Source organism: Gemmatimonas phototrophica (assembly GCF_000695095.2).
Taxonomy (GTDB): domain Bacteria; phylum Gemmatimonadota; class Gemmatimonadetes; order Gemmatimonadales; family Gemmatimonadaceae; genus Gemmatimonas; species Gemmatimonas phototrophica.
On the sequence record NZ_CP011454.1, the window covers coordinates 1 to 20,636 of the forward strand.

The window sequence follows — 20,636 nt, forward strand, 5'->3', positions numbered from 1 at the left end:
CGCACAACGAGTTGGGGTTGGTGATATCGACTTGCTTGCCAACACGAACCGAGTCACAACTCACGACCCTGCACCCAATTGACTTATCCACACGGAACGGGGTACCTTCGCCGCCCCTCCCCTCTTCCGTTCGCCACTGCTTGGGACACCATGTCGCTATCGCCTGCTGAAATCTGGGACCGCCTGCGCCAACGTGCGCGACAGGTGCTTCCTGAGCAGACGTACCGCACCTGGCTCGAGCCCACCGACGCCATCGTCGTCGAAGGCGACACCCTGATGGTCGGCGCCCCCGACCAGTTTTCGGCCGACTGGAACGAGTCCAAGCACGCCGATCTGCTCGCCACCTTCGCCCCGGTGGCCCTCGGCCACCCCATGAAGGTGCGCTTCAAGGTGAACGAGGAACGAGCCGGGCGGGTGCAGATGGACATGTTCGTGGCGCCACCGCCAGCACCAATTGTCGCGCCACCAACAAAGCAGCAATCGCGCATTTCTACGCCACTCAACCCGTTGTACACCTTTGACCAGTTTGTCATCGGCAAGTCCAACGACGTGGCCGCGGCCGCCGCTCAGGCCGCCGCCCAGGCTCCCGGCAAGGTCTACAACCCGCTCTTCATCTACGGAGAAACGGGGCTCGGCAAAACCCACCTCATGCAGGGAATCGCCCACGAACAGCTCCGCCGCAACCCGGCGCTGCGCATTGCGTACGTGGGGACCGAGCAGTTCACCAACGAGTTCATCAGCGCCATTCAGACCGGCCAGATGGGCGATTTCCGCCGCCGCTTTCGGGAAATCGACCTGCTGCTCGTGGACGACGTGCAGTTCCTCAAGGGGAAGGAATCCACCCAGGAGGAGTTCTTCCACACCTTCAACGCCATCTATGAGGCCGGGCGCCAGATCGTGCTCACCTCCGATCGGCCCCCCAAGGAAATCCCCGGACTCGAATCCCGGCTCATTTCCCGCTTCGAGTGGGGGATGGTCGCCAACGTCGATTCCCCCGATCTCGAGCACCGCATCGCCATCCTCAAGAAGAAGGCGAGCGTCGATCACCTCGAGCTCACCATCCCCGACGAAGTCATCGAGTTCATCGCCCAGCATGTGAAGTCGTCCGTGCGCGAGCTCGAAGGCTCCATCATCAAGCTGTTGGCGTACGCCTCCTTTAAGCACCGCGAGATCTCCGTCGATCTCGCCCGCGAAGCGCTGCGCGACAAGCTCCGGGGGGCCAACACGTCCGATTTCCCCGACGTCCCGCCCACCACCATCACCGTCGCCACCATTCAGCAGGTCGTGGCGCGCGAGTGGGGGGTCACCCCCGATGGGCTGCGCTCCAAGACCCGCACCAAACAGCTCACTACCCCGCGTCAGGTGGCCATGTACCTCTGTCGCGAGCTCCTGGCACTGCAGCTGGTGGAGATCGGCAACGCCTTCGGTGGGCGCGACCACTCCACGGTTATCCATTCCCTGGAGCGGGTGGCCGAAGATATGGCCGGCGAAGCCGGGTTTACCGAGCGTGTTTTGAAGGTTCGGGGCATGTTGGAAACTCTGCGGACAACCGGCCAGCTCGGCACCTGAATCCCCATCGCTCCACAGTCCCCCACATTTTTGCCACCCCCACCTGTGCAACTTCGGGGAGTCTCCTCGCCTCCCCACAGGAAGTCCACATGAGGTGATATGGCGAAAGGTGTTCTGAACGCGTAGCTTGCAGCGTTTATAGACAAGCCCACATCCCCTGCTACTACCACTGTTTTTATATCTAAGTCTGTTTTTAAACAGCAGGTGTGCGCAGTCCTTCCACAAAAACGGGCATGAAGTTCACGATCTCGCGTGAAAAACTGCAGGAAGGCCTCCAGGCCGTGACCGCTGCGGTACCGGCCAAGACCACTTTGCCGGTACTCGCCAATCTGCTCGTCGAAACCACCGAGCGCGGAATTCGCTTTTCCGCGACCGACCTCGATATCGCTGTCAGCACGGAAGTCAGTGCCGACGTCGAAACGCCTGGCGCGATCACCATTCCCGCCAAGAAACTCAGCGAGATCGCCCGCGAGCTGCCGCCGTCGCCGGTCAAGATCACGGCGAGCGGCGAGCAGCGAGTGACCATCGAGTGCGGACGATCCAAGTTCAAGCTGCTTGGCTTGCCGCGCGATGAGTTCCCCACGTTCCCGAGCGTACGCTTCAACGACTCGTGGCGCGTCAAGTCGGGAGAACTGCAAAAACTCATCTCGCACACCGCCTTTGCCGTCAGCACCGAAGAGTCGCGACCCATTCTCAACGGCGTGCTCTGGGAGCTGCGCGAAGAGCGCATGCGCATGGTGGCCACCAACGGTCACCGCCTGGCCAAGATGGAGCTGCCAGTCGAAGCCAGCAGCGCCCCGCCGGGCGATCTCATCGTGCCCCCCAAGGCGCTCGAGCAAATCCGCCGGCTCTTTCCGGCCGAAGAAGAACTCGAAATTGCGCGCGGCGATAACCACCTCGGCTTCCGCTCGCCATTCACGTCGGTCTTTACCCGCCTCGTTGAGGGTCCGTATCCCAACTACGAACAGGTCATCCCCAAGGACAACGACCGCTATGCGCTGGCCGACAAGGCCGCGCTCACCAGCGCCCTCAAGCGCATGAGCGTCATTGCGTCCGATCAGACGCACCGCATCAAGATGTCGTTCAACACCGGGATGCTGAAGTTCAGCGTCACCACCCCCGATCTGGGCGAAGCCAGCGACGAACTCCCGGTGAACTACACCGGCGATCAGCTCGATATCGGCTTCAACGCCACCTATCTGCTGGAAATCCTGCGCTACATGCCCACCGAGCAGGTGCGCCTCACGTTCAAGGCCCCCGAACGTGCCGCCACCATCGAGCCCGAAGGGTGGGACGACCCGGCCAAGTACCTCTGCCTGGTCATGCCGCTGCGGTTGATGGATTGAGGTGGAAAGCTGTCAGCTCACAAGAACTGATAACTCAAGACTTGAACTGACAGCTGACAACTCGAACTCACAACTGAGAACTCGCCCGAGGATCACGTGATCTTCGGGCGAGTTCTCAGTTTTCAGTCGGAGTTCTCAGTCGTCAGTCAAAGTTGTCAGTTCTCAGTTCAACTACCGCACCCGCTCCGCCCTCACCTCGACCTTCTGCACAATCTGCTGGGTGCGGGCCGCATTGCCCGGTGTCCGTTCCGTCGCCTGCATCGTCAGGGTCGATGTGCCCTCCAGACGCTCCACAGTGCCCCCTGCAGCGGCGATCTCCACCCGCTGGGACCCAGTGGCTGTCCCGGCCAGTTCGAGGCTCCTGAAGGCCGATCCGCCCTTCCCTTCGAGCCTTGTGACCAGCTCCCGTCGAAGCACGAGTTGGCGATCGTCCAGCTTTTCGAGCGTTGAAATGACGGTGCTATACACCGTCATTGGGACACCATTGCGGCATACAAGGGTCACCGTACTGTCTTTCCACCGTTCTCCGGCCAGAATTCCATTGGGAATGCGGACCAGTAGTTCACGGGCCAGTGCGGCTGCGCCGGCTTCTGGCCGGTCACACTCGTTAGCCAGGGGTGGGCGGGTGGTCACCCGCACCAGAGCGCTGTCCATGACGGCATCCAGCAGCAGGAGCGCCGGCATCGTGGGGAGCATCGTCCCTTTGCTGTTGTCAAAGCTCGTGCGGACCGTGAACGAATCCACCTGACCCGCGCCCTTGAGCGCGCCAGCGGTGGTACGGTCGAAGCGCCACGACACGAGCGCGCGCGACTCCACCCGTTGCTCATCGGCGGCCGATCCGCTCACCCCCTCGCCACTCACCTTGAGCCGCGCCAGCGATTGCACACGCCAGGTGGCCATTGGCACGCGGCCGGGGAGCGAAACACGCAGGGGACCGCGCTCAACAGGCGCGGGAACCGGAATTGGAGCGGGGCTTGGTGTTGGAGTAATAACAGCACCACCACCGCAGGCAGACGCCAGCATTGCGCCAAAAGCGCCAAAAACTGCTCTCTTTACGGGTCTCGTCACGTTACATCACTTCCCGAAAAGACTGGAAAAAACACACGGACACCGCCGGCCTATAAGCCGGGTTCTGTCGGTACACCGAGGTGCACCGGACGGTCATTCCTCTCGGCGTGCCGTCACCGACACGCTCCAGCAGCCTACCCGCGGTTCACTGCGTCAGCCCGAAGGCCTGGCAGCCCTTTCGAGACGGGCCGTCTCTCACCGCCTATTTGGCCTTGCTCCGGTCGGGGTTTACCGAGCCACGTTCGTTGCCGAACGCGCGGTGGGCTCTTACCCCACCCTTTCACCCTTACCGTCTTCTTGCGAAGGCGGCGGTTTGCTTTCTGTTGCACTGTCCGTTGCGTGAAGCTCGCGCCGCACGCACCCAGGCGTTACCTGGCAACCTGCCCTGTGGAGCCCGGACTTTCCTCGGAGCTGAGGCGCGGCCACCAGGGCCCGTCCCCCATCTTCGCGACCGTCCGGCCGACGATATCCGTGTCTGCCCAATATAACGGCGCCCCCCATCATGACGGGGCATGGCGCGGCAAATCAGCGCCCAGACATACACCAGCACGCGGCAGGCTGACAGCGGAGTGACATGCGCCGGTATTGTCGCCCCGTTCATAACCAGGTGCGGAGTCCTGCTTCGGCCTGAGCAGTCACCTTGAACGGAGGATGGACATGGTCACCAGCAGTCGAGCACCACGTGCCGTGGTCACGTTCGTGACGCCGGCGGAACAGCAGCGCGTGGATGCCCTGACCGGCCGAGGGTGTGTTACCGTGCATCGCGAAAACCTGGACCAGGTGCTCAGCGATCTGCGCACACACGCCGTGTCGGCGGTCATCGTCAGCGTGTCGCGCTACCAGCAGCACTACGCGCCTTCGGTCGCGCGGCTTGTTCGTGAGTTTCCGCGGGTGCCGGCTGTGGCGCTCCTGTCGGCCTACGAGACCCGATCGTCAGCCGCGCTGCTATCGCTGGGTGAACATGGCGTGCGCACCCTGGTGGATACACGCGATCCTGCCGGGTGGCGCGAATTGCGCTCGCTGGTGAATGCGGAAACACCGGGGAGCATTGATAACCTCGCCATTCGCACACTGCGCAATGATTTGGCGACGGCCCGCAGCAGCAGCGTGCGCTTTTTCGACACGCTCTTCACAGTGCCGCGCAGCATGACCACAGTGCAGCAATTGGCCCGCTACATCGGTGTGGTCCCTACCACCCTCATGAGTCGATTCTACCGGGCAGGTATTCCGGCGCCCAAGAAGTATCTGGCCGCGGCCCGTCTGGTACGCGCCGCACACCTGCTGGAGAATCCGGGGAGTTCCATAACCCAGGTCTCCTTTCTCATGGAGTACTCGTCACCGCAAAGCTTCTCCCGACACGTTTCGGGCATTCTGCACATGGGAGCGGCGGAGTTTCGACGCCGCTATTCCGGTGAACAGATGCTGGAGCACATGCGGCAATCGCTCGTCCTCCCGTATCGACAGCAGCTCCAGACTTTCGATCCGTTTGCATCGCCACCGCAGTGGTTGGTGCAACGCCGTCCCGACAGTGAACGGGTGGCGGCGCCAGATTAGGCGTTAGCGCACCACCGCAAACTCTGTCGTGTGCCGCAGGGCCATGGAGCGTAGCCGCGCGGCCGCCTGCGACAGTTGCTGGGCGCTGTGGGACAGCTCTTCGAGACTGCTGCGCTGCGCCGCCGAACCATCCGCCGCCGTACGGGCGCCGGCTGACGCGCGCTGCGCGGAGAGATCAAGCGCTTCGAAGGCAGACGCGGCTGAGGCGGAGAGCTGCGCCTGCGTTTCAGCGAGCACGGCCACTTCATCGCTCTGCTTCGTGATGCGCGAAATGCCGTCCACCATGGTGGTGAGCGCCCGGGTGGCATCACGGGCAATGGTCCCGGCCCCCTGCACCTCGTCAGCCGTCGTATCCATGGCCAGGACGGCGGCGCTGATGTCATCGCGCACCCGCTGCACCGTGGCGGCCACGCGCTTGGCCGCCATCGCACTTTCCACCGACAGCGCGCGGATTTCATCTGCTACCACGGCAAACCCCAGCCCATCTTCTCCGGCACGCGAGGCTTCAATGGCGGCGTTGAGCGCCAGCATGTTGGTTTGCCGGGCAATGCGGGACACGGTATCCACAAAGTGTCCCACCTGTTCAGAGGCCGGCTCCAGTGCACGTACGGTAGTGGCGGCGGCGTTCACATCCTCCCCCACGCGCAGCAGCGCCTGCGCGGCGCGTTCAATGGCCTCTCGACTGGCCCCGGCCATGTCATCAAGCACATGCGCGTCGGAAGCCGTGGTGTGTGCGGTGCGCCGTGCCGAATCGGCGGTGCGCCGCGCATCGTGTCCCGTGCGAAGCCCCTGGGCGGCGCGCTCCTGTTGCACATGCAGCTCCTCGCTCAGGGAGTGCGCCCCACCGGCGACTTCCACCGCCCGTCGCTGCATGGTGCTGGAGGCGCTGTACACCTGCGTGGCCACGGCCGCGACTTCGTCGGCTTCACGCTGCACCGTCTCGATCAGCAGCTGGAGCTCGTCCACCATGCCGTTGAAGCTGCGCTCGAGAAATCCCAGTTCATCGGCGTGACGCGCATCGGCGCGGGCGGACAGATCGCCGTGTTCCACCTGCGCCATGCGCTCGCGGGTTCGCCGTAGTCGGGTGATAAGGCGCGACGGCATCTGAATGACCTGCTGCGAAACGAGCAGCAGCAACCCGGCCGCGAGCAGGATGTGCGGTGTGGGCGTGGCGCTGAACGGCATGAACGCGTTGTGCGCGAAACTGGCCGCTACAAACCCGGCAACAGACGCCGCCGTGGTGACGTACCCGAGCGTGGGTCCCCGATCGAACGAATAGGGGACAATGGCCAGGATGTAGGTGAGCACCAGCACGGGCGCCCCGAACACGTACACCACCCCGCTGATGAGGGCGGTGTCAACGATGGCAAAGAGGTACTTGAGCCAGCGGCGGTAGAGCGACGGCGTGGACCCGAGGACCGACAGCAGCGCATTGAGCGCCAGCGCTCCGGCCAACATCCCGGCCACAGTCCAGAGGGGGACGGCCGCGAGTCCCAGTTGCATGGCGCCAACCAGGACGACGGCCACGATGATCGTGCTCCACAGCCGGCGGCGCGACGCCACGCGGAAGGTAGCGACATCCTTGGCCCGCTCCTCTTCGTAGAGCGTGGCGGCCGAGACCGGCACCGCCCGCGTTGAGGCGGGGGTGAGCAGTCGCGGCATCGACCGCGGCGTCAGCGAGGGAAGGGCGGGAGAGGCCATACGCGTACAAGACGCGCAAGCCGGCGGGGGGTATCGGGGCGTGGCCCCCCGCCAATCCCCAGTCTACGCGATCAGCGGCATCAACTGTTCGGCGGTCACCAGACTGATGACCCGCAAGCCCGCCGCTTCCAGCGCTTCCCGCCCGCCTTCCTGGCGGTCTACCAGCGACAACACGCCCAGCACCTCGCCGCCGGCGGCGCGAATGGCTTCGACCGCCTTGAGGGCGGAGCCACCGGTGGTGATCACATCTTCCACCACCACCACCTTGTCGCCGGCCTGGAACGGCCCTTCGATGAGCTTCCCGGTCCCGTGCTGCTTGGCTTCCTTGCGTACGGTAAAGCCCCGAACCATCTCCCCGTCACCGCGCTCGGCGGCCAAGGCGCTGGCATGGGCAATGGCGTAGGCAATCGGGTCGGCGCCGAGGGTCAGACCGCCCACGGCGTCTACGGGCCAGCCGGTGGCACGGAGCGCGGCCAGGCCGGCCCGCCCAATGAGGAGCTGCCCTTCGGGGTGCATCGCCGTGAGGCGGCAGTCCACATACAGATTTGAGCGCCGGCCGGAGGCCAGCACAAAATCGCCCCGCTTGGCCGAACGGCTGGCCAGCAGGGCGATCAGGCGTGTCATGGTGGCGTCGGTCAACGTCCGAACAGTCCCTTCATCTTGCCAAAGAGTCCGCCCTTGTCCTTGCCGGCATCGCCGCCGCCCCCTGAGGAGGGGGCAGGAGCCGACTGCCCAGTGGGCATGACCGTGCTACCGGCCGCCTCGATGAAGGCATCGGAGAACGCCTTGACCGACGGATACCGTTCGGCGGGCGCCTTGGACAGGGCTTTCATGACCACCGCTTCCACGGCGGTCGGGAACGTGAGACTGGGCTTCGCCTTGTTGAGCGAGACCGGCGGCTGGGTGAGCAGCTGTGAGAACAGCTCACGCGGCGACTTGCCAGTGTACGGCAGGCACCCGGAGAGCAGGAAGTACGCGATGGTCGCCAGCGAATACTGGTCGGCCGCCGGACCCACCAGCTCGCCCGACAATGCTTCCGGCGCCACGTACATGAGCGTGCCCACGAAAAACCCGGCCCGGGTCAAGCGCTGGTCGGGAGCGGCGTCGGTATCGGCAGCAATGCCGAAATCGAGCAGCTTGATGTGCTTGGCCGCCGGATCGTACATGATGTTCTCCGGCTTCAGGTCGCGGTGCACGATGCCCACATCGTGGGCCGCCTGAACCGCTCCGCAGATCTGGGCAAGGATCTCACCAACCTCCTTGCACGGCAGGGGGCCGCTCTTTTCGGCGTACTTGTCCAAGATCTCGCCACCGGCCCACTCAATCGCCAGATAGTAGCGATCGGTGTCCGATTGGCCGTAGTCTAGGGTGCGTACGATGTTCGGGTGTTCTACCCGTGCACCGAACTGTGCCTCGCGCAGGAAACGCGCGACAGCGGTTTTATCGTGCTGCAGCTTTTCGCGCAGCACCTTCAGGGCTACGGTGCCATGTGTGGCATGATCGGCACGAAAAACGGTAGCTGTACCGCCTTCGCCAACCTTCCCACGCACCGTGTACCCGGCAAGAGTCGTCCCGACTAGCGTCTCGATGGCCACGGGGCGAACGTAACGCCGTACGGCAGTCGCAGCAAGACAAAGAACAGGAACGTGTCGTAACCTTTGGACTATACGTCATAACATGACACGGAAGCCATTTTCGCGTCCCGCCTTCGGGACCCTCATTTTCTCGGCTACTGCCGCCCTTCTCCTGGCCGGTTGCGCACGCGCGCGCCCCACCGGAGCGAACTCAACCGTACCGACTGCGCCAGGTGGCCCACCAGGGGCCCCGCCATCGGTGCTGGGAGCGCCGGCCGAAATGCAGCGGCTGTACCGGTCCATGGGACTGGTGGCCGGATCGGGGGCCATCCCCTTCACGGCATCGGTCTCCTTCCTGCGCATGCCGTCTCCGGATTCCACGCTCACCCTGCTGGCCCTCTCGCTCCCTTCCCGCGCGCTCGGCTTCACGCGCGAAGGCGACCGCTACGCAGCGGGGTACGTGGCGCGCGTGCAGATCCGGCAGGGCGCCACTCTGGTCCGTACCATCGAAGCCACTGAGCAGGTACGGGTCCCAACCTTCCGGGAAACGTCGCGTTCCGACGAGAGCATCATCTGGCAGCAGTTCGTGCGCCTCGCGCCCGGCCGCTACACCATGTCGATGAGCGTCAAGGATGAGTCCAGCATCCGCAACTCGAGCGAAGAAGTCTCACTGGAGGTGCCGCGACTGGCACCGGAGGGGCTTTCGTCACCGGTGCCGGTGTACGAGGCCATTCCACGGCAGAGCGTCGATTCGCTGCCGCGTATTCTGGCCCGCCCGCGGGCCACGGTGGTCTATGGCATCGATTCCGTGCTCGCGATCTACCTCGACGCCGTAGGGCCCACACCGCCCGCATCGATGCAGGTACGCGTGGTGGGCGACGCGGATATTGTGGGCGTGGACACCCTGGTTACGCTGCCGGTGCGCGCCGGCGGCCGCAGCGGTACGGTTGGCATTCTGGTGAATCGACTCGCGGTGGGGATCAACACGGTGCTGGTCTCGGCGCCCGGGCGCCCCGACACCGCGCGCACTCGCATCCTGGTGTCGCTGGGCGAAGATGTGCCCATTGGCACGTTCGACGAAATGATCGCCTATTTGCGTCTCTTCACCAACGCCGAGCGGATCAGGGCTTTGCGCGAAGCGGACCTGAGTGCGCGGGCGGCGGCCTGGACGACGTTTCTGCAGGAAACCGATCCGGTGCCCGGGACGGCTGAACATGAAGGCATACGTGATTACTTTGCGCGCATCCGCAACGCCAACGTCCGTTTCCGTGATGATGCCGGAGCCGGATGGCAGTCGGATCGCGGCACAGCCTTTGTTGCGCTGGGCGATCCGGACAACATTATCGACACCGGGTTGCTCAATCCAAATGAGCGCGTCCGCCAGCAGATCTGGGAATATCGCGAGCTTCGTATCCAGCTCATCTTCGTTGACCAGACCGGCTTTGGCCGCTGGCGCCTCAGTGCCCAAAGTCGTGGCGATCTCGACGTGGCCATTCGTCGCAAGCTCGGCGTCCGCTGAGTTGCTGCTGAAACGGGAGGGTACGCACCATGGCTGACGTGACCCTCCCGCCGTCCCCGCGACTGTTTCTGGTGGACGGCTACGCGCTCATCTATCGCGCGTTCTTTGCCCTCATGCAGCGTCCACTCACCACCAGTCGTGGTGAGAACAGTTCCATTGCGTGGGGCGTCGCCAATTTTCTCAAGCGCCTGCTCAACACGCACAAGCCCGAATTGCTGGCCTGGGTGCACGACAGCGGTGCGACGTTCCGCGACGAGCTGTACCCCGACTACAAGGCCACCCGCGAACGGCTCACCGACGATCTGCAGGCCGACTTCGATCAGGGACTCGAGCGCGTCATGCAGCTGCTGGCCGCGTACGACATTCCCGTGCTCACGGCCGAAGGGTTTGAAGCCGACGACGTGATTGGCACGATGGCGCGCAAGGGAGTGGCTGCCGGCTACAACGTGGTCATCGTGTCCGGCGACAAGGACTTTCAGCAGCTGGTGCGTCCGGGCGTGTGGCTGCTCAACCCCGGTCGGGGCGGTCCGGCCAGCGTGGAAGAGAACTGGGTGGGCGTGGAGAACGCCAACGATCGGCTGGGTGTGCCGCCCGAACGCGTCATTGATTATCTGGCACTGGTCGGTGACAGCTCCGACAACGTGCCGGGGGTGAAGGGCATTGGTGAGAAGGGCGCCATTGAACTGATCAATCAGTTTGGTGCCCTCGAAGAGATCATCGCGCACGTGCACGAGATCACCAAGAAGCGCCCGCGTGAAGCGCTGCTGCAATACGAAGCCGAGGCTCGGCTCTCCAAGCAGCTGGTGACCATTCACGAAGACGTTCCGGTGGAGCTTGATCCCACCAAACTCCAGGTGAACGCCCCGAACGCCGAGGCGCTGCGGGCGCTGTATCTGGAGCTCGAATTCAGCAGCCTGTTGAAGGACGTTGGAGGCACGGGCGCCACTGCCGGTCCGTCATCGGCCCCGGCGGCAGCGGCCCCGGCCCCCCCGGCGTCGCGTGCCCCGTCGCTCGCTGATCGCCCGGCGCCACTGCCGGTGGTGCGTGGCGAGAGCGGCGTGCCGGTGCTCGCCGATGCCGTGTATCGCACGGTGGATTCGCTCGACGCCCTGACGGCGTTGCTGGCCCGCGTGCGCGAGGTGCCGTACATCGCCATTGATACGGAAACCATTACCGACGCCGACGCGCCGTACGCCATTGATGCCATGCGCGCGCAGCTGGTGGGGCTGTCCGTGGCGGTGCGCGCCGGCGAGGCGTACTACCTGCCGTTCCGTCATCGGCGTGAGGATGGTGGTGGCAATCTCGCGTTGCTGTCGGGAGACGCGGGCATTGCGGGGCAGCGCATCAACGCGGGCGCGCCGGAGCCGGTCAATCTGCCGTCGTTCGACAGCGCGGCGTGTGCGCCGCTGCGCGCGATGCTCGAAGACGCCAGCGTGAAAAAAATTGCGCAGAACGCCAAGTACGATGTGCTGGTGCTGCGCGGCGCCGGGGTGCGACTGGCCGGGCTGGAGTTCGACACCATGCTGGCCAGCTACGTGCTCGATCCGGGACGTCGCTCGCACGGGTTGGACTTGCTGGCGCTGGAGTTTCTTGGGCACACCATGACGGCGTATGAACAGCTGTGTGGCAAGGGCAAAACGCAGCTGGGCTTCGATGTGGTGCCGGTGGATGCCGCGCGCGATTATTCGTGTGAGGACGTAGACGTCACCATGCGTATGCGGGGCGTGCTGGAGCCGCTGCTGGCGAGCCACGAGATGCTGTCGCTGTTGCTGACCATGGAAGTGCCACTCGTGTCGGTGCTGGCCGATATGGAGTACGATGGCATTGCCATCAATCTCGCATGGTTCGACAGTCTCAAGACACGCTTCAGGGCCGAGCGGGAGCGCGTGGAGCAGGCCATCTACGCGGAAGCGGGGCACGAGTTCAACATCAACTCCAATCCGCAGCTGCGCACGGTGCTTTTTGAGGAGCTGGGGCTGCCGGTCAAGAAGAAAACAGCCACGGGACCAAGTACCGATGCCAGTGTGTTGCAGGAGCTGGCCGAAGAGGGGCACACCCTGCCCACGCTGCTGATGGAATACCGCGAGATCTTCAAGCTGGAAGGCACGTACATCGACGCGTTGCCACGGCTTGTGCATCCGCGCGATCATCGATTGCACACGTCGTACAACCAGACCGTTGCCGCCACGGGTCGCCTGTCGAGTTCAGATCCGAATCTGCAGAACATTCCCAGCCGCCGTGAACTGGGTCGCGAGATTCGTCGGGGCTTTGTGCCGCGCGAGGGATGGCGGCTGCTCAGTGCCGACTACTCGCAGATCGAGTTACGATTGCTCGCGCACTTGAGCGCCGACCCGGCGTTCGTGACGGCGTTCAGGGCCGGTGGGGACATTCACAAGCAGACCGCGGCGATCATTTTTGGGGTCTCGCTAGTGGATGTCACCAGCGAGATGCGCGCACGCGCCAAGACGATCAACTTCGCGACCATTTACGGGCAGGGAGCGCACGCGCTGTCGCGTCAGCTGCGCATTTCGCACGCGGAAGCGAAGGCGTTCATCGACACGTACTTCGAGCGCTTTGCCGGGGTGAAGGGCTTCCTCGACGACTGTGTCACGGTGGCCAAACAGAAGGGGTACGTGGAGACGCTGTTCAAGCGGCGTCGGTACATCCCCGAGCTCAAGGAGCGGAACTTCAATATCCGCGCCTTTGGCGAGCGGGTGGCCGCCAACGCGCCCATTCAGGGCTCGGCGGCCGACCTGATCAAGATTGCCATGATTCGCGTGCACGAGGCGCTGGCCAGCGAGGGGCTGGCGGCGCGCATGCTGCTCCAGGTGCACGACGAACTCGTGTTCGAGCTGCCCCCGGAGGAAGAGGGGGCGTTGGCGGCGCTCGTGAAGCGGGAAATGGAGGGGGCGGCGACCCTCAATGTGCCCCTCCTGGTGGAGATGGGGATCGGCACCGATTGGGTATCGGCCAAGTCGTGATGCCATAAGCGCTTGCCTTCAATCACGAACCATCCGGTCTTGCAATGTGCAGGAAGTTCCGGGGTGTGCGAGAGAGGGTGCTGTTCAAGAAACCGGAACAAGAATCCCAAGTCGTTGCTATTCAACGGCTTGGGATTCTTGCTGAACGCGGCATCAGGATTGCTATACACGAGGACGTCTGCGGGATTCTGCCGCGCACGGCGTCCCGCTTCCTAATGTCTGCCCGGCCCCTCCGCCGGTTCCGTCCAGAGGCACTGCACATGCGATCCACCCGCCAGGGCTTCACGCTCATCGAACTGCTGATTGTGGTCGTGATCATCGGCATTCTTGCCGCGATCGCGATTCCGAAGTTCCAGACCACCAAGGGCAAGGCGTACGCCTCGACCATCAAGAGTGATCTGAAGAACCTCACCAGCGTGCAGGAGGACTACTTCTACTTCAATGAGACGTACGCCAACGCGATGGGGCTGGTGAACTTCGACGGCACGGACGGCGTGACGATCACGATTGCCGAGGCCGATGGGCGGGGGTGGTCGGCGACCGCCACGCATCCGGCGGCGTTTCCGCTAACTTGTGCCGTGTACTACGGCGATGCCGCGCCCCTGTCGCCCGCGACAAAGGAAGGGGTCATCGAGTGCCAATAACGTCTTGAGCGAACTCCCCCCCATCGCGAAGGACCCCGACTCCCGCCGGCGCATGATGCGCCTGCGGGAGCTGACGTTTGCACAGGGGTGCCGCGAATTTGCGCTCCGCAAAGCGGGGATGATTCACGCCATGGACGGTGGCCTCTGGCTGCATCGCCACGTGTGGAAAGGGGAGCCGCTGGTTCATTTGGTCAGTACCGATCGCGCACGGCTGGTGGCGTTCGGAACGGCACTGGGGCTCCCGGAACACCGCCTGCAATACAAGCCGCTCAAGGACCCGCGCAGCGAGCTGCGGCGGGAAGCCTGGCACTGGGATCTCGGTGGCCCGGTGTATCCGCCGTTGGATGCACGGCTGTTGACCCCCTGATCCCGCGCCGGTGCGTCCTGGGCGAGGCGCGCGTCAGGCGCTGATCACGGCCCGTTCGAGGTCGCCGGCTTCGCGGCGAATAGCGTCGGCTTCGCCAATGAGCCCCCGCTGCAGCTCCGGTTCGCGACGAAAGACGAAATAGGCCCGCATACGGGCGCGGGCTCGGCGCATGCGGTCTCCGTAGCGCAAATCGCTGCTGGCCGACGGCACCAGGGTGGCCAGAAACAGCAGGGCCCACCACGGCCCGGCCAACCACCAGACGGCCGCCGTTTGCACCACATAGGCGCCCAGCACGAGGAAGAGCCCCAGCACCAGGGTGTTCATGGCGGGTTCGTCGCGGGATGTCACGTTACGCAGCGCCAACCGTCGGGCGAGCTGGATGGGCACCAGATGCGTGAGTCGGCCCCAGAGCCCCACGGGCGCCAGAATTGTTGCCAGCAACAGCTCACGCAGGGCGAACCGGACACCGGGCGTGGCCTCGGCACTGATGGTCACGTCGTGCACGTCGAGAGCGCGCTGCTCGAGTTGGGCGCGGAACGCCCGGATGCGGGCTTCCAGGGCCACCGCCCGGCGCTCCAGGGCGGCGTTCTGTTTTTCGCGCATTGTCTGTTGGGCGCGATCGAGGCGCTTCACCACCGCGAGGGTGGAGCCCAGGGATGTCTCTTCGTCGCTCAGCGATGGCACGGGCTCCAGCAACGCCGCCAGCGTGCTGCCAACGGTGTGCAGTCGTTCGGCGTCTTCGGCCGATGCAAAGTTGAGCGTGACGGCGGCCAGACGTTCTGCCACGATGTGCGTGAGGGTACTGACCTGCACGTTGGCCGCCAGCAGCGCATCCACCTCAATGGGCTCACCCACCTGCACGAGGACACGCGAGCGTGGCTGTTCCTTGCGTTCAAACAGGAGGCCTACGGGCACGATGCGAATGCCCTGCACCCCGAACTGTTGTGCGGCGTGCACCGTCATGCGGGCGAGCCCGGTGCGCAGGGGGGCCATGCGGGGGTCATCATGACTCTTGCCCTCGGGGAAGATCACGATGGCGGCGTGTTGGGCGAGGGCCTGCGCCACCGCATCAAAGGAGGCCGCGTTGCGCGCGGGATCATTCGCCGCGTCGCTCCCCTGTTTGGCTTCGTCGGCTGCGCGCCGCAGCGGCACAACGCCTACGCGAGTAAAGAAGCGGGCGGCGATGGGGTTGGCGAAGATGGTGGCCTTGGCGGTAAAGCCAACGCGCCGCGGCGCGACGGCGCCCACGACCATGGCATCCACCAGCGCATTGGGGTGGTTGACCGCCAGGAAAATGGGGCCCTCGCGCGGAATGCGTTGCAGCCCCGTGGTACTGACGCTGCGGTAGTACCACCGCAGCGCCACACGGACCACAGGCAACAGCACTTCATAGAGCACGCGGTGCGATTCCGCTACACGCCGTGCGTGCGGGCATCCGCCTCGCGCGCCATGCGTTCACCGTCCTTGATGTTCACCAGCGACAGCAAGGCGCCGCCCACCACGAAGAAGGCGATGACCCAGAGAATGGCGCCACGACTGCTGCCGGTTTCGCCAATGGCGACACTGAAGACGAGTGGTCCGAGAATGCCGCCGAACTTTTCAAAGACGCTGTAGAAGCCGAAGAATTCCCCGCTCTTGTGCTTGGGCACCATGCTGGCGAAGAGCGATCGGCTGAGTGCTTGCGTGCCGCCTTGTACGGTGCCCACCAGCACCGCGAGGATATAGAACTCGCGCGCACTGTTGATACCGTACGCGAAGATGCAGATGCCGGTGTACACCGCGAGACCCAGCAGGATGGACAACTTGGTCCCCAGCTTTCCCGCCAGTGTGCCAAAGGCGAAGGCGAAGGGAATGCCGACAAACTGCACGATGAGAATGGCGGCAATGAGATCCTGCCGCGCAATACCAATCTCGGTGCCGTAGGCAGTCGCCATCTTGATGATGGTCTGAATGCCATCGTTGTAGATCGTGAAGGCGAGCATGGTCAGGAACGCCTGCTTGTAATGCCGCAATTCACGCAGCGTTTCACCGAGGCGGCTGAAGGCGACCAGCACGGCGTTGCCCCGTGGCACTTCATCCGCTTCAATGACTCGTGCCGGTTCACGCACCCCCCGGAACAACGGGATGCTGAAGAGCAGCCACCAGAAACCGACCGAAACGAACGCGAGCCGCGCCGGGAGCGTGGCCTGTTCACGGGGCAGGTTGTCGCCAACCGGCAGGCCGAGCAACGCCGGATTACTGATCCAGGCCAGATTCAACGCCAGCAACACCCCACCGCCGATGTAGCCGAATGCGTAGGCCGCGGTGGAGACCCGGTCGATTTCATCGTGACGCGCAATGTGCGGCAGCAACGACTCGTAAAAGGTCATGCTGCCGGTTGCTCCGGCCATGGACAACACAAACAGGGTGGCGGCCAGAAACAGGTCACCATGCTGGATGAAGTACATGCCCATCGTGGCAAACACGCCCAGCATCATGAAGACTGCGAGGAATTTTTTCTTGGCGGCCTGATAATCCGCGACGGCACCGAGGATGGGCCCGAGGATGGCAATCACCACGGCCGCAACGGTATTCGCGTTGGCCAGTGATTGGGTGGCGGACTCTGGAGTGCCGTTCGCCCCCGCCACGGAGATGAAGTAAATCGGAAAGACCGCCGTCATGATGACGGTCTGCATGGCCGATACGGCCCAGTCGTACATGGCCCAGGCGCGCAGCTCCGGCCGGTGTAGTCCTAGTGCGCTGAGAATTCCCTTGGGGGCGGTCGGTGCCGCGTTGGTAGTCATGGGACACAATCCTCTGGGGCGGCGCGGTCGCTGTCCAGTACGTCGTATGACATACTTCTGTGCATGTTGCCACGGCCATTCTGCGGGTTGTCCCGTCTGCGTGCGGTACGCCTTGCCCCGATCCTGATGCTCTTTGCCTGTGATCGTCCGGCACCGGCGGTGTCGGACGACTCCGTGCGGGCGGTGGCCGATAGTTCGGGGATGGACAGTACGCGCCTGCCGGACACGCCGAATGGCTGGGAGGCAGACGCCGGCCCTTTCGTGGTGCTCCCCACGGTGGATGGCGGGCTGCTGGCCGGATCGCTGCTACGCCCCGACGCTACCGATTCCACGGTGGCCGACACCACCGGGGTGGGGGCGCTGCTGGGAGACGGACGGCTTGATCTGTTCTCGCGGGCGGGCAAGGTGGCTGTCGTTCGCATGAGTGTGGAAACCAGCCGCGGGGAGGACGCGGGGTGCAGCGCCTGGCCGGTGGCTCGATTTGGCGTGGACGCGGGGGTCACGCTGGGACCGTGGACCGCGGCCTTTGCCGCCGGTCGGGTGGTCGCGATGCCGCTCGACTCCATTGAAGGGCTCGCGTCGCGCGATTCAATGCAGCTGGCGGCCAACCTCACGCGGCTGGCGTCCCGCCTTCCGGACGATACCAGCGCCACCTTCCGCGGACTGCCGTTTGTCGTGCTGCGCGCCTGGCGTGCGCGCGAGGGTGACAGTGCCAGCGCGGGTGGGTTTGTCGTCACCACGCTCGCCCGTCGGGTGAATCAGGAAGACAATCCTGTGGAAGAGCGGCTCGTGCTGGTGATCGATGCCCAAGGGGCGGATGCCACCACGTGGCGCGTGGGGTGGCACGAGCGCGCATCGGGGCGGGAGGAAGAGTTGGTGGTGGCGGAACCCTTGCTGGCGTACCGCATCACTGGCGCCAGTGAGCCGCGTCTGCTCTTTGGTCGCGATGATGGCGTGGCGCTCAGCGCCGCCGTGCTGTCGCGCCGTGGTGGTGTGTGGCGGGTGCTCTGGGAGAGCGCCATTGCCGGGTGCAACTGAGTCATCACTCCCGCACCGGCACCGTCAGGGAGCCGTGTCGCGCGTTGCCCGGTAGTCCAGGCCCCACTGCCGCAGCGCCTCAATGGCCGGTAGTGCGGTGCGCCCCAACGCGGAAATGGTGTAGTCCACATGCGGCGGTACCACGGGATGCACAGTGCGTGTCAGCAGGCGCGCCTCCTCCAGCTCCCGCAACTGCTGGGTGAGCATCTTGTGGGAGACCCGCTTGAGATCGCGGTGCAGTTCGTTGTAGCGCCAGCTGCGCTGATTGAGCCGCCAGAGAATGGGCATCTTCCACTTCCCGCCAATGGCGTGCAACGCCAGTTCGACGGGGCTCTGAAAGGTCTGGCCTTCGAAAACAAATTCGGGCATGTCACTCTCTAAATGGTAAGTATCACCCCAAAAGGTGCATACTGTACTGAATGGCTGTTTAATCGTACGCTCCGGGTGACCCTTAGAACAGGAGCTGCCGCGGTGAGTGCCACCCTCAATGTGTCCAACCCGACCCGCCCCAAGCGGGTGCTGATGATTGCCGCCAACCCGGCGGTCTCTCCCGTGACCCAATGGCCGGTGGGCTTCTGGTGGGCGGAGCTGACACACCCTTACTGGGCCTTTGCGGAGGCCGGCTATGCAGTGGAGATTCGCAGCCCCATCGGGGGCGCGCTGGTCGCGGACAGCTACTCCGATCCGGAAGACAGCAGCGGCTATTCGGCACACGACATTCTCTCGCTCGGTTTCAAGCGATCGGCCACGCACGCGGCATTGCTGGCCAACACCTTGTCTATCGCCGACGTTGATGTGGAGGCCTATGACGCGCTGTTTGTGACTGGTGGGCAGTCCCCCATGATCACGTTTCGCGGGAACGTCGGCATGCAGTCGCTGGTGTCGCGCTTTTACGAAGCCGGCAAGATCACCGCGCTGGTGTGCCACGGGACCTGCCTGCTGCTGGAGACGCGGCTGTCGTCGGGGGAACTGCTCGCGCAGGGCAAAACGTGGACAGGCTTTGCCAACAGCGAGGAGAAGTTCGTCGACAGTTTTGTGGGCAAGCGCATTCAACCGTTCTGGATTGAAGACGAAGCGCGCGCCATGGCCGACACCAACTTTGTGGTAGACCAACGCTTTCGTGAATTTGCCGTGCGCGATGGCCGGCTCATTACCGGTCAGCAGCAGTTCTCCGGTGCCGCCGCGGCGCGCCTCGTGATCGAAACGCTTGGCCGTTGACCCCCCAGCTCCCTGCCTCCTGCCCCCTGTCTCCATGACCATCGCCATTCTCGGTGCCGGCCGCGTCGGCACCACGCTCGGTCGTCGCTTTGCCGCCGTGGGTCACACCGTGGTGTACGGTGTGCGCTCACCCGCCGATCCGAAACACACGGACATGCCAGGCCCCGTGTTGTCATTGGCCGATGCGGCCCAGCAGGCAGAGATGCTTGTGCTGACCAGTGCCTGGGTGGGCGCCGAAGAGACGCTGCGCGCCGCGGGTTCACTAAACGGCAAGGTGCTCGTTGATGCCACCAATCCCATTGGCCCGGGGATGGTGCTCACGCACGGCACCACCGATTCCGGTGCCGAACAAGTGGCACGCTGGGCACCGGGCGCGCGCGTCGTAAAGGCCTTCAACAGCATTGGCATGGAAGTCATGGCCAATCCGGTCTTTGCCAACGGCTCCTCGGTGCTGTGGTTGTGCGGCGACGATGCGGCCGCGTGCGACACCGTGAGTGCGCTTGCGCAGAGCATTGGCTTTGAGCCCGTACGACTCGGGCCCTTGGTGCGCGCGCGTTTCCTCGAGCCGGCAGCACTCGTGTGGATTACCGCCAGCGCCTCACTGGGACGCGAGTTCAGCTGGGGCATTCTGCGGCGCTGAGTTTTCGCCCGCGGGTTGATCCGTGATGGCGAACAGTCGGTCAGCGTTCGCCGTGCACGCGCGCGAAGTAGTCCTGCACGTCCAGAGCGAACTGTTCGGGGTGCCCGGTCAGCTGCCATGTCAGTTGCTCCGTGAGCACTTCCGGACGGTCATCGATGGCCAGCCAGCGCTCAATGACGCGCGACTCCACATCCACAATCCAGTACTCCACCCCTTCGCGCTGATAACGGCGCCGCTTCACCACACGATCGTAGCGGGCGGTGCTGGGGGAGAGCACTTCCACGAACAGTACGGCAGACTCCGGCACCTCATCACGGGTCGGGGCTCGCCCGGCCGGTGTGGGCACCACGGTGATGTCCGGCTGGACCACTGTGTATGTGTCCAGCACATAGTCGAGCGGGGCGGGGAGAATGAGTGCCCGCTGACCTACGCCCGCGTAATCGTTGAGCGCCGACATAAGCAGCGACAGCGCAATCTGATGCGCCAGGACGGGGCTCGCGCTCACCAGCAGCTCCCCGTCCACACACTCAAAGCGCTTGCCCGGTTCCTCGGGCAAATTCTGCACCTCGGCCGCTGTCCAGCGGCGCTGCTCCAGGACTGGCATAGCCATAGTTTGCTCGGCGATTGGCAATGT

Annotated in this window: 18 protein-coding genes and 1 other RNA gene; 10 read left to right on the forward strand and 9 right to left on the reverse strand. The window is 64.3% G+C overall.

Translation table 11 applies throughout. The annotated features are described in order from the left end of the window. Positions 1–150: 150 nt before the first annotated feature. Positions 151–1,569, forward strand: a complete 1,419-nt coding sequence (gene dnaA, locus GEMMAAP_RS00010) for a chromosomal replication initiator protein DnaA (protein WP_026848931.1) — start codon at positions 151–153, stop codon at positions 1,567–1,569. Between the two features lie 233 nt (positions 1,570–1,802). Beyond that, the gene (gene dnaN / locus GEMMAAP_RS00015) at positions 1,803–2,915 is read left to right on the forward strand and encodes a DNA polymerase III subunit beta (RefSeq protein ID WP_026848932.1); all 1,113 of its coding nucleotides are present in this window, start codon (positions 1,803–1,805) and stop codon (positions 2,913–2,915) included. A 171-nt stretch (positions 2,916–3,086) separates the two neighbouring features. Here the strand turns inward: dnaN and GEMMAAP_RS00020 are convergent, their stop codons facing one another. Both GEMMAAP_RS00020 and rnpB read right to left on the reverse strand, forming a co-directional pair. Beyond that, a complete protein-coding gene (locus tag GEMMAAP_RS00020) occupies positions 3,087–3,815 on the reverse strand; it encodes a hypothetical protein (RefSeq protein ID WP_026848933.1) in 729 nt (242 codons plus the stop codon). Between the two features lie 205 nt (positions 3,816–4,020). Then, positions 4,021–4,450: RNase P RNA component class A (gene rnpB / locus GEMMAAP_RS00025), an RNA gene on the reverse strand. A 184-nt stretch (positions 4,451–4,634) separates the two neighbouring features. Between rnpB and GEMMAAP_RS00030 the strand changes: the two genes are divergently transcribed. Next, a complete protein-coding gene (locus GEMMAAP_RS00030; protein WP_026848934.1) occupies positions 4,635–5,537 on the forward strand; it encodes a helix-turn-helix domain-containing protein in 903 nt (300 codons plus the stop codon). A 3-nt stretch (positions 5,538–5,540) separates the two neighbouring features. Here the strand turns inward: GEMMAAP_RS00030 and GEMMAAP_RS00035 are convergent, their stop codons facing one another. From GEMMAAP_RS00035 to GEMMAAP_RS00045, 3 genes are all read right to left on the reverse strand, one after another. Then, a complete protein-coding gene (locus GEMMAAP_RS00035) occupies positions 5,541–7,238 on the reverse strand; it encodes a methyl-accepting chemotaxis protein (RefSeq protein WP_082820927.1) in 1,698 nt (565 codons plus the stop codon). A 63-nt stretch (positions 7,239–7,301) separates the two neighbouring features. Next, positions 7,302–7,862 carry an orotate phosphoribosyltransferase gene (gene pyrE / locus GEMMAAP_RS00040; protein ID WP_043580257.1) on the reverse strand — a complete coding sequence of 187 codons (561 nt, stop codon included), beginning with the start codon at positions 7,860–7,862 and terminating at the stop codon, positions 7,302–7,304. A gap of 11 nt (positions 7,863–7,873) precedes the next feature. Continuing rightward, the gene (locus GEMMAAP_RS00045; protein ID WP_053333847.1) at positions 7,874–8,833 is read right to left on the reverse strand and encodes a serine/threonine-protein kinase; all 960 of its coding nucleotides are present in this window, start codon (positions 8,831–8,833) and stop codon (positions 7,874–7,876) included. Between the two features lie 82 nt (positions 8,834–8,915). Here GEMMAAP_RS00045 and GEMMAAP_RS00050 point away from each other — a divergent pair, with 82 nt between their 5' ends. From GEMMAAP_RS00050 to GEMMAAP_RS00065, 4 genes are all read left to right on the forward strand, one after another. After that, the gene (locus GEMMAAP_RS00050) at positions 8,916–10,331 is read left to right on the forward strand and encodes a GWxTD domain-containing protein (protein WP_082820929.1); all 1,416 of its coding nucleotides are present in this window, start codon (positions 8,916–8,918) and stop codon (positions 10,329–10,331) included. Between the two features lie 29 nt (positions 10,332–10,360). Next, positions 10,361–13,312, forward strand: coding sequence for a DNA polymerase I (gene polA, locus GEMMAAP_RS00055; RefSeq protein ID WP_043580060.1), 2,952 nt, complete (start codon positions 10,361–10,363; stop codon positions 13,310–13,312). Between the two features lie 260 nt (positions 13,313–13,572). Beyond that, positions 13,573–13,956: a type IV pilin protein gene (locus GEMMAAP_RS21035; protein WP_075071361.1), complete on the forward strand. Its 384-nt coding sequence runs from the start codon at positions 13,573–13,575 to the stop codon at positions 13,954–13,956. Between the two features lie 4 nt (positions 13,957–13,960). Continuing rightward, positions 13,961–14,323 (forward strand): hypothetical protein, encoded by a 363-nt coding sequence (locus tag GEMMAAP_RS00065; RefSeq protein WP_145978913.1) that lies wholly within the window; start codon positions 13,961–13,963, stop codon positions 14,321–14,323. Between the two features lie 33 nt (positions 14,324–14,356). Here the strand turns inward: GEMMAAP_RS00065 and GEMMAAP_RS00070 are convergent, their stop codons facing one another. Both GEMMAAP_RS00070 and GEMMAAP_RS00075 read right to left on the reverse strand, forming a co-directional pair. After that, the gene (locus GEMMAAP_RS00070; protein ID WP_026848939.1) at positions 14,357–15,721 is read right to left on the reverse strand and encodes a lysophospholipid acyltransferase family protein; all 1,365 of its coding nucleotides are present in this window, start codon (positions 15,719–15,721) and stop codon (positions 14,357–14,359) included. A gap of 14 nt (positions 15,722–15,735) precedes the next feature. Next, positions 15,736–17,106: an MFS transporter gene (locus GEMMAAP_RS00075; RefSeq protein ID WP_026848940.1), complete on the reverse strand. Its 1,371-nt coding sequence runs from the start codon at positions 17,104–17,106 to the stop codon at positions 15,736–15,738. A 63-nt stretch (positions 17,107–17,169) separates the two neighbouring features. Between GEMMAAP_RS00075 and GEMMAAP_RS00080 the strand changes: the two genes are divergently transcribed. Further along, the gene (locus GEMMAAP_RS00080; protein ID WP_145978914.1) at positions 17,170–18,144 is read left to right on the forward strand and encodes a hypothetical protein; all 975 of its coding nucleotides are present in this window, start codon (positions 17,170–17,172) and stop codon (positions 18,142–18,144) included. A 24-nt stretch (positions 18,145–18,168) separates the two neighbouring features. On the opposite strand, the gene GEMMAAP_RS00085 is transcribed toward GEMMAAP_RS00080, so the two are convergent. Beyond that, positions 18,169–18,513 carry a winged helix-turn-helix transcriptional regulator gene (locus GEMMAAP_RS00085; RefSeq protein WP_026848942.1) on the reverse strand — a complete coding sequence of 115 codons (345 nt, stop codon included), beginning with the start codon at positions 18,511–18,513 and terminating at the stop codon, positions 18,169–18,171. 102 nt (positions 18,514–18,615) lie between these two features. Between GEMMAAP_RS00085 and GEMMAAP_RS00090 the strand changes: the two genes are divergently transcribed. Beyond that, a complete protein-coding gene (locus GEMMAAP_RS00090) occupies positions 18,616–19,362 on the forward strand; it encodes a type 1 glutamine amidotransferase domain-containing protein (RefSeq protein ID WP_026848943.1) in 747 nt (248 codons plus the stop codon). Further along, positions 19,352–20,002 (forward strand): NADPH-dependent F420 reductase, encoded by a 651-nt coding sequence (locus tag GEMMAAP_RS00095; protein WP_425482922.1) that lies wholly within the window; start codon positions 19,352–19,354, stop codon positions 20,000–20,002. Before GEMMAAP_RS00090 ends, GEMMAAP_RS00095 begins: the two co-directional genes overlap by 11 nt. Positions 20,003–20,042: 40 nt before the next feature. Here the strand turns inward: GEMMAAP_RS00095 and GEMMAAP_RS00100 are convergent, their stop codons facing one another. Beyond that, the gene (locus GEMMAAP_RS00100; RefSeq protein WP_082820931.1) at positions 20,043–20,612 is read right to left on the reverse strand and encodes a Uma2 family endonuclease; all 570 of its coding nucleotides are present in this window, start codon (positions 20,610–20,612) and stop codon (positions 20,043–20,045) included. Positions 20,613–20,636: the final 24 nt, after the last annotated feature.